Below are 16,417 nucleotides of genomic sequence, written 5' to 3'. Positions count from 1 at the left end.
TTTGTTCCTTCTTCCTTCTGTTGTCACTCCCCGGTAATCCCTGTCTTGTCAATGCTCTCCACAAACCATCTTTGAACAATCAGATATAAGGTAACGAGCGGAATAATGGATAATAACGTTCCCGCAAAGGCCTTCGCCTCCGTAAAGTTCAAATTCGGATTTTGGTTGAAGTCTCCGCTTTGACTGGCTTTGACCGCAGCGCCGTAAGTGTTCTGTAGATCTCCGAGCAGCATCGGAACCGTCCGAATTTTGCCGTCCAGATAGAATGAAGTCAGAAAGGTCTCATTCCAATAGAGCGAGAAGGCATAGACGCCTACGATAATAAAGGCCGGCCCCGCCATAGGGATAGCGATTCTCCAGAACGTTCTGAATGCACCTGCCCCATCGATAAATGCCGCCTCTTCCAACGCCTTCGGAATCATTTTGAAGAACTGGAAGAAGATCAAAATAAACAAAGCCGCCTGCTCTCCCTGTCCGGTCAATGCCGGTATAATAAGCGCACCCAGATTCCCCTTCAGACCGAGCTCCATAAAAATCTGAAATCGCGGAATAAAAAACAAAGTCTTCGGGACGATATAGGTGAACAACAGCAGCAGCAACACGATATTTTTCCCTTTGAACTGGAAACGCGCTAGTCCGTAGCCCACTAGAGCGGAAGAAATGATTACACTTATTGTCGAAGCACCCGCCACCATAGTCGTTGTCAGGAATGAGCCGGGCAGCTGCAATGCCTTCCAGGTCATTTCATAGTTGAACGTATACAGACTGCTCGGCAGCCATTTCACCGTGCTGTCGACCAAGTCCACGTTTGACATGAAGCTGGCCGATAACATATAAAGCAGCGGATACAGGAATATAAATCCGAAGATAGTCAGAATCGTATAGGTTGCCGCCTTATATACGAATCCGTCGCTGATCTGCATACCGAACAGAAACTTCTTGAGCGGAGGCGTGCGTCTTCCGATTTGCTGCTTCAATTGCTTATACGGCTTGATTTGGACCGGTTGTTGAGTCATTTGGCCACCCCCTCTTTGGAATTTCTGCTGCGGGTCGCAAAATACAGGATAAGTATGAGTGCGATTTGGATTAAGGAATACAGCAGGGATAGCGCGGAAGCATAGCCTTCACGTCTGGACCCGTCGAATTTGGACTCCATAATGATGGTATTGATCGGATTCAAATCAAAATTTGCCAGGAAAACCACCAGATAAATTACGCATATGCTTACCAGTGGATAAATGGTGGGCAAGGTAATCTTCCAGAAAGAAGTCCACGGCGATGCCCCGTCGATGGATGCCGCTTCGTACATATCCTTGCTGATTTTTTGCAGCGCCGCGAGGAAAATCAGGATTGGCACTGCACTATACCACATCAACTGCAGAATCAGCTCAAACAGATTCACAATCAGCAGCAAAGCTCCCTTAGATGGAATAATCGTCCCCAGCGTCTCAAGGATGAAGTGATTGGCAGTGATGGACATGCCTCCATATGTGCTCATATTCTCAATCAGTTTCCCATTCAAAATAATAATTGGCAGGAAGAACATCAACCGGTAGATTGCCTTTCCCCTTATTTTCTGGTTAAGCAGCATCGACACAATAATGGACAGAGCAATAATAACCGGGACATACACTAATGTGCCGATAAAATAATTTTGTGCTTCAACGACAAAGTCTGGCTCCTCTAACAGGATTCGTTTGTAGTTCTCTATACCCACCCAATTGTATCTCCACCCGGACTTCGATCCGAAGGATACCTTGTAGAAGCTCATATAGATCGTTCTGTACAGCGGATAAGCGACAAAGGCTAGAAAACCGAGAATCCAGGGACTTATAAAGAGAACGCCCATTAAACCTTGCTTGGTTTTTATGCTCAATTTCATAGAATCACGAACCCTTTTGATTTAATTCTAACGTCTTGATAGCGATACTCTGTATCCTTGTAATTAATCACTATTTTGCTGCCGTTGTCGTACTCTACAAGGACAACACCGTCGTCAATGATCGTATGGTTGATCATTTCACTACCCATTACATTATTTAGAGCTTCACTAACAACCGAATAATAATTGTCAATACGGTCCTCCAGAGTCTTCAGCTGCGAGACATAGACATCACTTGAACCTGTCCGTTTGATCTCATACGTCGATTCACCTGTCAGTACAAACGAAGGGAATACCCCGAATTCAATCAGCTTAAGAATGGCCTCCGCATCATTGGATGAGAAGTTCATGTAAGGCGAATACATATCCATATAACCGCTCAGGACTAACGGCACCAATGGAACTGTAGCATCAATGAAAATCAGATTGGAGGATACGATCGACGTGTCGTAATAATCACTGGCATATTTGAACAGATAAGCATCAGGCATATACAGGCCTGTTTTAATTCCATTATCATTCAAATACTTCAGAGTCTTCTCAGTGTACGCCATTCCCTCATTCGCATAACCGACTGTTCCATGATCATAGTGAGTAAATGGACTATTCCCGAATCCGTCCAGGGCCAGTTCGCCGATCTTATATTTCTTGAATGCCTCCAGATCCCGTTCAGCGAGGAAGGAATAGTACTTAGGATTATTCAGATAATTATACTGTGCCTTGTTTTCATTCAGCACGCTCATATCCTTGCGGTTTAACTTGCTCGCCGTATATTTCGTCTTCTCGTACCAGGATCTCGCGTAGTCCACATAATGGCTGAACTTGATATCATTCACGGAGAAATAATCCACGGCTTCTTTAAACGCCTTGCTTCCGCCAAGCTGATTCATCATGGTGAAACGATAAGCCCACTCATCCTTGACGAACATCTTGAATGAAACACTCAGCTCTGAGTAACCCTTCTCCTTCAATTTCCTTACGAGCTCCTGCGCCTGTATATAGGTTGTTGCCGGCACGTTCTCCACGCCCAGTGTTCCCATCGCCAATTCATTATTGACGAAATCAATTTTCATCGGAACCTGGTCGTGTGTCCTCCCCTTATCTTGTTTCAGCAGCCCGTCTTGCTGGATCAGGAAGCTGCGGAAGCCCTTGGCTACCCCGACATAGTTCGATTGGTCGCCCTCCAGAAAAACATAGCGCTGCACCAGCTCAAACCGATTCGGCTCCTCCTGAAAGCTGAGAACAGATTGTTCCTGATTTGTCCGACTCTGCACCTGCGCATACTGTGTACGATAGGTATAAGTAAAATAGGACTGATAGAAATTCGTCTGCAAATCACGGGATACATAATTATAATTCGCATACCCCTCACCGCCCTCGGCAATCACAAGCAAGCCGGAGCGGCCTTCCTCATGAATAATGCCATAAATCGGCAGCGTTATCCGTTCAAGCGGCTTCACAACGGTACGCCTGGGTGTGAACTCCGGAGTATCTTCATATCCCGGATCCGGACCATAGACAGGTGCCGAATAGCCAGTCGCATACTTCGGAATTTCTCTCAGCTTCACAATAGCCCCGGCCCCATCAGGCAAGACGATATAACCGTTCTCTTTATGAGTAGCACTGCCAAAAAACGGATATGGAATAATCTCGCTTAGCCGGATGTCGTTGTTTCCCGGCTTGCCAAGCTTGGGGTTATATTCCTCGATACTTCTGCGCGGGACATGAATAATTAAATCTCCCTCTTGCAGTGCAACAACAAGGTCAAACTTGATCTTAGCCTTGGTGAAATCTATCGTTGCTGTAAAGCCCTCGTCCCTGTACTGGTAAGTCAGCTTCGCATTATCTCCCAATATAGTTCTTCGGCCGGAGGTGAATTTGTTATACGTGACAATGGAAATCCCGGATTTAATATAGGCTGCAACCTCATTGCTGTACTTGTTACCTTTCGTATTCACACTGACATCATAAGAGAACCACGTGCTGCCGTTGCACTTGTCCTTAACCGCTATGGCTGCCGTTTCTTCCTCCAGATAAAGCTCCAGCTTCTCGTTGCCGGCCACCATCCTGAAGGCAGCCGGAATTGGAGCGGCACTGCCGGCGGCAGCGCCGCTATTGAAGCAAGTCTGCTGTGCATTGTTCACAATAATATCTTTATAATCATTCTGGGCAGCGGCTATGCCGTATTCGACCTTCTGGCTGTCGCCAATTAAATAATTTATACCGAGTGCCGCTGCAATCAGAAGAACTATTCCGTATTTCAACCATCTCTTTACCATTTTTTGCTCGCCTCCGTAATCACGTCATACCCGAAATCAAGTAATTGACTGCCCAGCGAGTACAATACAAACAGGAGCAATCCGATGATAAGCATCGTAAACGTACTCTTGAACACGACGTTAACCGTCTCTCCAACCTCATAGCTGTGAATGTCCTTGATCATAAAAAACATCAGAAAGGCAATCCATAGCATCATGGCCTGAATCGGCAAGTGATAGAAGACCGATTGTTCCAGCGTCAAGCCGTTGCTGAACAAAACAAGCGGAGGCAAAACAACCAGAATTGGACTCAGCGCATATGCCGTGGCATTATAGACATCCCTGAATCTACCTTCCCCATCGCTGATGGAGCAAATGAGATAATTGGAAACCATCCATAACACCGCAAGCCCGAAAATGATCCATAACTGATGAAGAAAGTACCCTTGTTTTTCAACAAACAGACCGCTGGTGTGATCATGATGCAGAATGAATACGGCGAATATCAGCATGTAGATCAGAGTGGCCGATTTTCTGGATACTCTGTTCTGATATTTAATTTGGTAGAATCCATCCAGCGGATGCCTCAGAAAGGTGAAGATGAACATCAGATCGCTAATGACTTTGACCTTGTAGATAACCTTCAGCCGATCCTTAATCTTGGTCCAATATTGATATTTCCGGTTCGTAAATTTATGGGCATATCCAATAATCAATAAACTAAGTAACAGTGCGAAAATAACATCTAGATGGTTCTGCAGCCAGGACTGGCGGATTTCCCAGAATGCTTCCGATATGCCTGCCTTGTACTGGGCATCCTTGAATTCTTCATAGGCCTCACCAGCCTCTCCATCCCGAAGGTAAGCCTCACCCAGACCAATTCGCGCCTTGTCAAAAGTTGAATTGTATTTCAACGTATATTCCCAAAGCTTCTGGCTCTTGGCGTACTCCCCGTTCTGATAGGCGTCCATTGCTTGATGTACCGCACTTGAGAATTCGGACGAACGGTAGATTTGGAGCAATTTCATCCCTTGATCGACTACGATCACTTCATCCGTCGAATTGGAGGCAATGCTTACAGGCCGATTCAGAAGCCCGAGGCGGCTGGAGTTGAAATCCTTCCCTCCGAACATAAAGAGCAGATTGCCATTGGCATCATATTCAAAGATCCAGCCATCCGAGCTCACGGAATAGACAGTGTTATGACCTCCAACCCATACACTTTCCATGGAATAGGTCCCGATGATACCATCCGGATAATAATTCGTTCCCGAGACATTGAACTTCTTGATCGGGTTAGATTCCACAGAAGATGTAACAGTGTAAATAAAGCCCTTCCTGTCAATCGCTAAATTGCTGGGAACGTCAGGAAGAACCTTCTCCAGTTTGTCTTTCTGAGTCTTGGTCAGAAGACTGGACCGCAATTGATCAAGAAAAGGAACCTTTAACGGATTCCCTCCAAAGAAAGTGATAAATTCTCCATCCCTGTTCAACATGATCAGACCGTTGACCGAGCCAGCGCTTCTTACGTAAATATTGCCTCTTAAATCAACCGCGATATGGGTCGGGCTAAAATCGTAGCCTTCAGTAAAAATCGGCGAATCCGGCTTGCTGATTTCCTTTTTGAATGCGAAAGAGGATTTGTCAAAGATATAAATCTGTCCTGCCCCGGCATCCACCACATAGATGGAATCCTTCGTTACAAATGTGCTTTGGACCGCGGAGAACTTATCACTTGTGAGTTCCTTGTAGAAGCGTAATTTCCCGTCCAAAACAAATACCTTGTTCAATGCGCTGTCCGTAATATATACGTAGTCTTGCTCATCCACAAACACATGCTCGGGCGTATCCAGTCTTTGCCCGTTGATTTCTCCAATCTGCGTGACTGGCGTATAGGCGTCCTGCGTCCGGATCGTATAACCTTCACTGTCACTGGTGTAAGTGAAGTAGGGAGCATCTGAGGCCGCATAAGCCTGTGACGTACTGAGAAACACCATGATTAGCGCAACCGTCACCAATTTCAGCGTTCTTTGCATTGTCCACTTTCCCATATCACTTAATCCCCGTATGAGCCATGGAATCCATGACCTTATTTTGTAAAATTATAAACAGTATCAGATTCGGCAGGAACATGACTAGTCCGGCTACGGCCGACAATCCCGCCCCAGCAACGATGTTCCCCGATTGCGCCACCAAGGTGTTCAAGTAGAAGGGCAGTGTGCGCAGGGATTCATCGTTCATGAAATTGGCAGAGCTCTCAGCATTGCCCCAGCTGGCCTGGAAGGTCAATATCGCGACAGTCACGAGGGCCGGCTTCACCATCGGCAGCATCACGCTCCAATATACTCGCCAGTTTCCTCCTCCATCCATTTTGGAGGCTTCAATCAGATCATCCGGAACCTGATCCATAAATTGCTTGAGCAAGAAAATACCGATTGGCATCGCCAGCATCGGGATAATGTGCGCGAAGTAGGTATTGAACACACCCATTTTCTCAATAATGAGAAAACGCGGAATCGCTACAGCGACCGGCACAAACATCAGAGCCAGCGTGTTAATCTTGTTAAAGGTTTCCTTGCCTTTGAAATGCAGCTTGGACAGTCCGAAGGCCGCCATGGAACTAACCGCTAACGTCGACAGAATAACAATCGTTGTCGTGAGGACACTGTTAAATACGTATCTGGATAACGGAAGTCCTGATTCCGCGGAAAAATGAAGCAGTAGACGGAAATTCTCAAAAGTCGGCTGGCTTACGAAAAACCTAGGCGGATACGCAAACAACTCCGTAAACGGTTTGAATGAATTATTAATGATAAACACAATCGGAAGGACCATAAATATGGACAACACAAGCAAAAATATATGAAAGCCCAGCTGGTCTTTATGCAGTTTATCGGGATTGAACTTGACCATTCTTCTCACCACACTAACGAAAGGATAAACACTATTTATTTATTCTCCGAACAGCTTGTAGCTGACCTTGTTGAATAAAATAACAATGCATAACAAAGCTACAGTAACCGCAGAGGCATAGCCCATCTCATAACGAACAAAACCGAAATCGTTGGCATGGTCAACGATCAGCCATCCAACGTATTGGGGGGGCGGTGTCCCTCCGCTAAGTGTAGCGGCCATCCCCGCTGCATTAAATGTGCCGATAATAGCCATCACTGCACCGAACAGCATTTGCGGCTTCATGGACGGAATCGTAATGTAGAATATTTCCTGCCAACGGTTGCGGATGCCATCAATATAAGCAGCCTCGTACATTGTCCTGTCAATATTGAGCAGACCAGCCAGCATCGCCAGAAAGCCTACACCCATGCTTCCCCAAAGCGCGATAAATATCATGATCGGCATCAGCAGCTCCGGAGACTGCAACCATTGCACCGGCTCCCGGACGATGTTCAGCTTCAGCAGCCAGTAGTTTAAATAGCCGGCCTGATCTCCGCTGAACAGCACTTTCCATACAACCGCCATCATGACAGGGCCTGTTATGGACGGAGAATAGATAATAACGGTATACAGGGTTCTCATTCTGTGAGTCACCTGGGACAGCATCCATGCCAGCATAAAAGCCAGCATGTATCCGAAGGGCCCTACGATAATGCCGTACAGCAGCGTATTCGGCACCGCATTCTGGAGAAACACCGTATCACCTGTAAACAAGTCGATGTAATTCCGGAACCCGACAAATCTAGGGAATTCAACTGTATTAAAGTACGTAAATGACATCGCCGCGGCAATGACTACCGGAAGTACAATCAACAACAAAAACAATATGGCATAAGGCATGATGAACAGATAAGGAGAATCTGCTACGCGTTTAAAGCGGCTTTCGGTTTTCCCGCTCAGTCCAGGCTTCAATCTCCGGTTAATCGGGGTACTACTTTCCATTTTCTCTCACCCAATTCTCTACATTATCAATGGTCGGAACCTTATAGGGTTTGACCAATTTCCCGTCAGCAATGTACCCAAATTCCTTCAGCTTCCTTTCAAGCTCCCGGTTGATGGTTTTGACCGCATTATCCAGAGCCGTTCGCGGATTTTGCTTACTAAAGACGACCGCATTCCATGCATTGCTGATCTCACGTTCCACCACGTAATCGCCCGGGACCTTCCCGGTCGCTTGAATCCATTCCCACTGCTCCATGATCGCGTCCTTCGAATCGGAAGGCCATGCACTGTCGGCAAAGCCCTTCAAATTCGCAGTCATATAGAGGAACTTCTCTCCCAGGGTCGATTTGATATTGTAAGAGAACTCACTTTGCACATTTGCGCTTTCCCACCACCTGATAAACTCCCAAGCCGACTTTTTCTTGTCACTGTTCTTAAAAATGATGCTGGAGGAGCCGTACGTAGGATCCCAGCGTTCAATTACACCGGCATCATTTCTGACACCCGGAATCGGAAGAACTCCCCATTGTCCTGCAAGATCCGGTGCAGCATACTTCAATTGAATGTAGGTATTAGCATCGCCAATTCCTACTGGTGCCTTCCCGTTTCTGAAGTTTTGGAAGAATTCTGAGGTTGTAATCGGCACGTTATAGACCGTGAATAGGTCTGTCATGAATTCAAAACCCTTGTAGGCGCCTTCTTTGTTGATGGCGGTCTTACTTCCGGTTTCATCGTACAATTGCCCGCCAAACTGGTATAGAAATGGCGTCGTGGTATCGAATCCCTTAAAGGAATTATTTGATCCCAGCGGAGTATAGAAGTTCATATCATATTTCTGCAGCATTGGGACAAGGCCCGCTACATCCTCCCAGGTCTGCGGAGGCTCTTCACCCAGAAATTTTAGGATATCCTTCCGGTAGAATAACAGCTTGACATCCTGAGTTTCCGGAAATGCATAAACACCTTCATCGTAAATAAAAGGAATAAACGCTCCAGGATGGAACTCTTCAGCCAATTTGTAAAAACCGTCGTAACCCCTTAAATCCTCAATAATTCCCCGAATGGCCAATTCAAAGGGTTTGCCAAAGCTGACACCCATCGCTGCATCAGGGGTGCTGTTAGCCGCATTGGAGAGCACGATCTTGTTTTCGTCCGGCAATATGGACAGATTGATCTTGATTCCAGTAGCAGGCGTAAACTCCTCATCGATCATCCGCTGCATAATTTCTACATACAATCTGGACTGATTGACCCAAATCTCAACCGTGTCATCATCTATCTCTCCGGCCTTTGCATACCGGGGATTGCCAAAGGAATAGAAGAAAGCTTTAACATTCTCGACAGAGCTTGTAAGCAAGCCGGAATCTGCCTTGGGCAATTCCTCGCTGTTGCCAACATAGATCTTGTCCAGATGCATCGGATTATACACCAGCATAGGCAGGACCGATTTAATCCGTCCGTAAGCGGAGGATTGGTCGCCCATAAATTTGCCCATGTAATGGGGCAGCTCATTCGAATCCCCAATAAATTCCTCCACCAATTGCTTGGCTACTTCAAGCTGTGACAGCGCAGGTAAATCCCTATTACCTGTCTCTTCGATCAGGGCGAGCTTCTGCTCCTCAAGCTTTGCAGAAATTCCTTCCAGATAGGTTGAGATTTCAGGAATATATTTTTGTATATTCCATTTCCTCTCTTTATCGACAAGCCCTCCTGTCAAGCGGTTAACGCTTTGGCTTGTGGAATCAATCATCTCAGCCGTTTTGAGCAGTTCATGATAAATATCTCTTATCCGAGTATTATCAATGGACAGCGACAGGGTATGTTTCCCTTTTTCCAGATATATTTCATAAGGAACACCTTGTTCATCCTGAAGAGTTGCATTCGTCCAGCCGCTGGAATAGTCAAATGAATAAGACTTCAGTTCACTGAAGGGAACTTCTCCGTCAATTTCAATACGCCGGTGTGTCGGCATCCCGTTATTGGTATCTTGGGAATACTTGAAGGTCAGATGATAGAAGCCGCTTTCCTTAACCTCAAGCGGATAAGAGACCTTGTCACCGCTTTCTCCGAACGAATAACCATCCAGCACATTCAACAGCCGGTGTTTGTATGAATAGGGAGTAATGCTCGAATTACGGACATATTTGGCCCGAATGCTTTGTCTGCTTTTCACGGCGATATCTTCGGCTTCAATCGTCACAACAGGTTCTGAAACCGGCTTCTCTGCCCCATATGCCGCCGCATATTCTTTATAAGAAAGCTCGGGACTGGCCGTATTGTTCAACCACGCCTTCCCGATCAGCACATATCCCTCCTTCAGCGTGAACGAAATGAGATTTTTGCCTTTGTTCAAATGGAATTTCATGGGCTCCGTATAAAAGAAGTTGGGATCAGAAAGTCCTTCATTCCGCCAGGACGCAGAGATCACCGACTTGGGAGTCAGTTCGTCCCCGTAACGGTCAACCTTGTGCTCCGTATTCTGTGTTTTCCAATCTATTGCGAGCTTCAGCTCATTCATTTCGTTATACTGCTTCTTGCCGTTGATCTCTACCTGGAGCTCAGGGTTTAAAGTAGACTGCTCTAAAATATAGTCGTCGAGCCAAATTTCATACAGACCCTCGTCCTGGACCTCTACTTCATAAGTCAGAACATCCTTTGGTGCAGCGTAAAGGACATCGCCGCCATAGCCTTCACTTCGCGAAGAACTATAGATTTGCCCGCCCTTGACAAGCTTCATTGGAATGCTCTCAGGCAGTATCGGAGTAGCAACCTGGTCTTTGGTCCACTGTTTGAGAACATTGTAGTAGTTACTGTCACCGCTTTTGTTGGTCATATAGGCCTCGACAGCCGCTATGCTCCGTTGAGATTCGGCTTGCGACAACACGGTTCGGGCATCGTTATCCGTTAAGCTGACGGCAAGTACTCCGGCAGCCACTGCAATGAATCCAAAACCGGCTATTACATACCCGATTTTTCCCTTGGTTTGCACTTGATCACAACCTTACATCGTCAAGTTTTACTAAAGTGACCATAACTACCGATCGGATTCCGCCTAACCGGTAGTTATGGGTATTGCAGTGTTTGTTTTATTTAGCGTTATACTCGCCCAGGTAATCATCAAGCGTTTTGTTCATCATTGAATCCCATTCCGCTGCGACATCACTGTACTTTTTGCCTTTGTCTCTGATCTGATTTCTGATTTCCCACGGGTTCAAGGTATCATAAGCTTTAACGACGCCCGGAAGCTGTCTCGGGTAAGGCACCGGATTGGACAGCATTTGCTGGAAGTCGACATTCTGGAATGCCTGGAAGTTAAAGATGGCCAATTCACTATCTTCCGGGAAGCCCTTAACCAGGGGGTGGTTCTTCAAGACTTCAGGATTGGTCGTAACCGGCCAGCCCTGAATGAAGTCCATCAGCTGATCCTCCGCCCGTATTAGCGCATCTTCGGGAAGACCCATATACTCATCGATCAATGCCCAGCGGGATTTCAACCCCTCTTCACCGTAGGTCAGCCATTTAAGCAATTGATAGGCTGCTTCAGCTTTGACCGGATCTTCATCCAGTGCGCTGGACAAGCTTAATGTGTCATAATATCCATGCAGATCCGTGATGCCCCCCTCAGGTGCAGTCGGCATCGGGTAAATATCGATATCCATTTTCCGGGTTTTGATCATTTCATTCACATCCGTACTCAGTGAATACAGCCAGAAGTTTCCGACCGCTTCCAAACCGTCTGCCCAAGGGTTGGTAGATTCGCCAACCTTCTTCTTCCGGACATCTTCCGGCAAATCCCAGAACCATAAGCCTTGCTTATCTTCCTTTGCGAACTGGTCTAGCCACATACCGTATTTCTTGCTGTTCGCGAAATCAAATCTCTTGGTTTCGGAGTTAAACCCTTTCCAGCCGTTTGGAATACCGTCAAAATAGTGTGGGCCATGGTCGATAAAACCGATGCCTCCCGGGAACACCGGATTATTCGGAGTAAGTTTGGCGACCTCCGAACGCAGATGTTCATAATCTGCATAGGTCCAGTTGTAAGGCGGTATAGCGATATTATTTTCCTTCAGCAGATTCAGGTTTACTGCAGGGAATTCGGACACAGACTGGAACGGAATCCCATAAATCCCCTTCCCGTCATACGTGGTCATAAAACTTTTCGCATTTTCAGAAATCCATTTGGACTCCGGGTCTTTGTCAAGATAGGATGTTAAATCTAGCGTAAGCTCACGGTCATAGGATTCGGCGGCCAGCGGCGAATAGAAAATATCGGGCAGCGTTCCCTCCATCGCTCTCGCCGTCAGAATTTCGAGTTCATCCGTATCTGACTGCTCAATGGCGAACTGGGAATCACGGACAACCGTGATGTTCGGATACTTCTCCATGAATTTGCGGATGTTCAAGAACATCGGGTTCGTATCATCATTTTCACCGTAGAAGCGCATGGCATAATCCAGTTCAATTTGCTTTTCCTGCCAGTCAGCTACGCCGTTTCCATCCTCGTCTGTCCAGTTCGTTTCGGCTTCCTGGCCTTCTGTATTCTGATTATTTCCACCGTAGACTTCCGAGTTGTTTACATTTGCCGAGTTCGTGTTAGCGTTACCGGAGCAAGCGGATAGCAGAAGTGAGAAAACTAACATGATTGAAGAAACAACAGTTATTCTCTTTTTCATAAGACCCTCCATAATTTGCATATTGATTTCGTTGAAGCTTAAGCTCCATCATTCGTATTCGACGGTGATTAGATCCCAGTATTTTAGTTTCGGCAGTTGCAGGAATACGTTTCCATCCTTCTGCTCAAATTTCAGTATGATTGGGGAGCCCTGATAATAATCAGGGGAAGCAAACATGACTTTGCTTACCTTCCGTTTCGCAGGGAAGACAACGTCCACCTTTTCAAGCTCGGGCGGTTCAGCTTGCTCCGCCTGATTGTCCTTCCACTCCATCGTTGTCGCACCGATGAAATTGATGAAATGAATAATATCAGTATCAGCCTTGTGCTTTGTGAACGACCAAATTCTCCCTTGTTCAGGTTGCGGTTTGATTTCAACGTCTGCCGACCCGGAGACCTTAAGCTCCAAATTCTTCAGGCCGTCCCGTAAAATGTTTTGGTAAGCTGTGAGGAAGTCGTAGTAACGAATCAGCTGTGCTTCAAGCTCAGGCGGCACAGACAAATTTTTGTTGGGGAAATATTCATTTGACAGCATATTTTCCCCAAGCTCCAGATGAGACCCGCCCGATGCAAATATCACTGCATCCGTCAGCAGCACGCCCGGTGTATTGAACATTCCCTGTCCGGATTTGGAATGCTCATAGTTCATATAAGCAGCTAGGACCGTATTTAATTTATTTCTGCCGGCGCGGTTATTGCTGTCAATAACCTCTTTCAGATCCCCATATTCAGGATAGGACCAGACCTCTGTATAGAGAAAATCAACAGGTGCCAATGCCGCCAGTAATCCTTGTCCGTACTGATCAACCGCATTCATGACATAATCGACGTCCAGCTCTTTTTTAGCTGCTTTTAGAAATGAAACGTAAGCTTGCGGAAGCTTGACGATCTGCCCCTCCGAATTATAGAGCGTTCCCCGGTCTCCCAATTGATCAACATGCCATCCGTCGAACGGCAAGTGCTCAAGCACTCCCTTTTCTTTCGCAATCAGATAGCTCTGCCATTCAGGATTGCTCGGGTCATACAGCATAATATCACTGATCCAGCCCGGAAGTGGATGCTTATCCTGATCAGTTAGGTCGCGTTCTTTAAACAACCCCCATTCCTTACTGACCCCATCTTTGGCCGCATCCTCATAAGCGCCAAAAATGAGATTATAATTCATGGCCTTCATATTTCGGCTGTGGGCCAGATTGATATAGCTTTTCACTGTATTGAAGGAAATCTTCCTGCTCGCGATATCCTCCCATTCTTTCGCAGGTTTGCCGTCAAAGGTTTTGATCGGGTCATGATGCTTGTATTGCCAATCGTAGAATTGGATTCCATTAATATGGAATCTGTTCAAGCGTTCAATGACTTTCTCCACTTGTCCCTGACCCATACTCGGGAAATCAGACAAGTAACCATAACGCGGAAATTTGCTCCAATCCGAGGAAACGTCAACCGCAATATTCATCTGATCTGTAATCTTGTTATCTCGGGACACAAAAACTTCCACCATGTATCCTTTATAGTCTTCCTTGGGTGGAGTCCAGCTCCATGAGGCCTGACCTTCATCCGTTTTCACCTTTTGACTGCCAATCTTCTCACCTAAATGCCGGTACTGGATGATCAGCTCCGCCTTAGGCGCCGGCGAACTCAACTGGAGGGAGAAGCTCACAGATTCACCGGGTTTATAGTTGGCCTTATCTGTTGTTAAAGCCTTCACCCCTCCTTGACTTACCACTTGCACAGCGGAAATTTCACTGATCGGCCTGCATCCAGATACTGCGAGCGTCATGAAGCAGGCCAGCAAAATTCGGGAGTGTTTCACTTTCGTCAGATGCAATTTCATCCATTTAAACACCTCTCATATTAATAAAGGAATACTGCTGCAGCCGCAAAACAGATTTGCAATCGCTTTCAATTCAATTCGATTCCTATATATTAAGGATACAAGGAAAGGACGGATTCCTAAGATAGGAATCCGTCCCGAGATAAGGTGGATAAATGATTAGTGCCAGACGACATTCCCCCTCCTGATGAGCGACGTATGTCTACCTTCAGATCCTCTTAAGGAGATATTGCCTTTGCAATCCCATCGGTAATCTGCTCGCCTCCCTGGAGCTTCCAATTTTGGACCCACTGATCGAACGTTTCCAGCGGAACCACCCCCATAATGATTTGTGTAAACACATCCATCTCCTCATCCGCAAGATACTTCCATTGTTTCGCGAAAGAATTCCTGCCTTCATTGTAGATGCTGTAAACCTTATTCAAATTCGGATCATACAGGTTCTTTCCTCCGACCAGCAAGGAATAGGCACGTCTGAAATTACCGTCCCGTAGATTCCAATATTGAATATCGGTGTTATCGTAAGGAGGCCGTTTGACATTATAAATAGTTTCCAGATCACTTGCCAGCATCGGATACTCTTCCTTCCCCTGAAAATTGCCCGCCTCCTGCCTTCCGGCCATCACGTCTTGAATAGCTCTTACCGAAAAGGCAACTTCATCCCGTGGTACGAGCATATTCTGTAAAGGTTGAAAAACATCCCCATATTTCTCCCTGTCTCTCAATGTCAAGTTCGCAATTTTGATAATAGCCTCAGGATGTTCATAGCCCTTGCGCACAACAATATAAGATTGCGTCGGCCGGAATATCTTCACATTAAATTTGCCTGCGGTATCAAGTGGCAAGGCGTAAGCCTGCCAGTTCGCCCGCGGATTATTCTTCAGCGCTTCCGGGATTGGCCAATCTCCCCCGAAGGAAGGAGCGAAGAATATGCCTGCCTTACCCTCGATCACGACCTCCGCCTCCGTCTCACGGATTCCCATTTCACGATCAATCAGCCCCTTGGCATACAGCTCACGAAGTGCGGCCAGCGCAGTTCGGGTTTCCGGCTGAATCGATCCGTAAATTGGCATTCCGTTCTTACCTTTCAGCCAAAAACCCGGGTATGAATCATAGGCAGAGAATATTGGATTCAGGTTAAAACTTCCTGGCCCTGCATTGTATTCGTCATAAAGGGAAGTTCCAGCGGCAATGCCGATTGTGTCCTTTTGCCCATTGCCATCAGGATCTTGTCCAACAAACGCCTTCGCTACACTCTCCAATTCTTTCATTGTGGATGGAGGTGCCAATCCCAATCTGTCCAGCCAATCTTTCCGTATCCACATCATGCTAAAATCTTCAGGATTAGCTGAAGGTAAAGCAAGCATTTTTCCGTTTATCATAACGTCTTCCTTTAGTCCCGCGTTAGTGCCTTCAATAATGCGTTTCATGATCGGTGAGGCGTACTCCTCATAAGCTTTTGTCAGATCCTCCAGTTCATCTGCCTCAACCATTTGATTAAATTGATAGGGAGAAACCACCATTGCATCAGGAAGCACATTACTGGAAATCGCCAAGTCAATTCTTTGATCCATATTCTCATGTGTAGCAAACCAGTCGATATGGATATTCACATTCAACTTGGCTTTAATTGTCTTAATCCACGGATTATTAGCGGGGGTTTCCCCTGTATATGACTTGTAGTTGGGATCAACTCCCATTACGATATTCAGCGTAGTCGGTACTTCGTATTTCTCGAACGCTGGATCCTCCCCCCTTTCCTTGATGATATCGGTTTTGTTCTGACTGCAAGCGGATACAGATAATATTAGCGATATGAGTAACAGAATCATTAAACTTCTTTTCAGCATGCGGTCCTCCTTAAACACAACGAT

At 46.3% G+C, this 16,417-nt stretch carries 10 protein-coding genes; all 10 read right to left on the bottom strand.

The features are described 5' to 3' along the window. Nucleotides 1–23: 23 nt before the first annotated feature. Nucleotides 24–1,016, bottom strand: a complete 993-nt coding sequence (locus NSS82_RS08140) for a carbohydrate ABC transporter permease (protein WP_076099586.1) — start codon at nucleotides 1,014–1,016, stop codon at nucleotides 24–26. After that, on the bottom strand, nucleotides 1,013–1,882 hold the full coding sequence (locus tag NSS82_RS08135) for a carbohydrate ABC transporter permease (RefSeq protein WP_076099587.1): 870 nt from the start codon (nucleotides 1,880–1,882) through the stop codon (nucleotides 1,013–1,015). Before NSS82_RS08135 ends, NSS82_RS08140 begins: the two co-directional genes overlap by 4 nt. Continuing rightward, nucleotides 1,879–4,161 (bottom strand): DUF5696 domain-containing protein, encoded by a 2,283-nt coding sequence (locus NSS82_RS08130; protein WP_076119315.1) that lies wholly within the window; start codon nucleotides 4,159–4,161, stop codon nucleotides 1,879–1,881. The genes NSS82_RS08135 and NSS82_RS08130 overlap by 4 nt, the downstream gene beginning before the upstream one ends. Then, a complete protein-coding gene (locus NSS82_RS08125) occupies nucleotides 4,155–6,176 on the bottom strand; it encodes a YIP1 family protein (protein ID WP_341109723.1) in 2,022 nt (673 codons plus the stop codon). The genes NSS82_RS08130 and NSS82_RS08125 overlap by 7 nt, the downstream gene beginning before the upstream one ends. Before the next feature lie 16 nt (nucleotides 6,177–6,192). After that, on the bottom strand, nucleotides 6,193–7,053 hold the full coding sequence (locus NSS82_RS08120) for a carbohydrate ABC transporter permease (protein WP_076119313.1): 861 nt from the start codon (nucleotides 7,051–7,053) through the stop codon (nucleotides 6,193–6,195). Nucleotides 7,054–7,092: 39 nt separating this feature from the next. Continuing rightward, nucleotides 7,093–8,037: a carbohydrate ABC transporter permease gene (locus NSS82_RS08115; RefSeq protein WP_076119311.1), complete on the bottom strand. Its 945-nt coding sequence runs from the start codon at nucleotides 8,035–8,037 to the stop codon at nucleotides 7,093–7,095. Then, nucleotides 8,027–11,026: an extracellular solute-binding protein gene (locus tag NSS82_RS08110; RefSeq protein WP_076273966.1), complete on the bottom strand. Its 3,000-nt coding sequence runs from the start codon at nucleotides 11,024–11,026 to the stop codon at nucleotides 8,027–8,029. Before NSS82_RS08110 ends, NSS82_RS08115 begins: the two co-directional genes overlap by 11 nt. A 97-nt stretch (nucleotides 11,027–11,123) precedes the next feature. After that, complete coding sequence (locus tag NSS82_RS08105) at nucleotides 11,124–12,710, bottom strand: ABC transporter substrate-binding protein (protein WP_076273967.1); 1,587 nt, start codon at nucleotides 12,708–12,710, stop codon at nucleotides 11,124–11,126. A gap of 48 nt (nucleotides 12,711–12,758) precedes the next feature. After that, a complete protein-coding gene (locus NSS82_RS08100) occupies nucleotides 12,759–14,543 on the bottom strand; it encodes a glycoside hydrolase family 66 protein (RefSeq protein WP_076273968.1) in 1,785 nt (594 codons plus the stop codon). Nucleotides 14,544–14,761: 218 nt separating this feature from the next. Then, nucleotides 14,762–16,393 carry an extracellular solute-binding protein gene (locus tag NSS82_RS08095; RefSeq protein WP_076273969.1) on the bottom strand — a complete coding sequence of 544 codons (1,632 nt, stop codon included), beginning with the start codon at nucleotides 16,391–16,393 and terminating at the stop codon, nucleotides 14,762–14,764. Nucleotides 16,394–16,417: the final 24 nt, after the last annotated feature.

This window comes from Paenibacillus sp. FSL H7-0735 (assembly GCF_038008505.1).
GTDB classification, from domain to species: domain Bacteria; phylum Bacillota; class Bacilli; order Paenibacillales; family Paenibacillaceae; genus Paenibacillus_AQ; species Paenibacillus_AQ odorifer.
The sequence above is the reverse complement of the archived record's forward strand: the minus strand, read 5'-3'. Positions and strand labels throughout refer to the sequence as shown.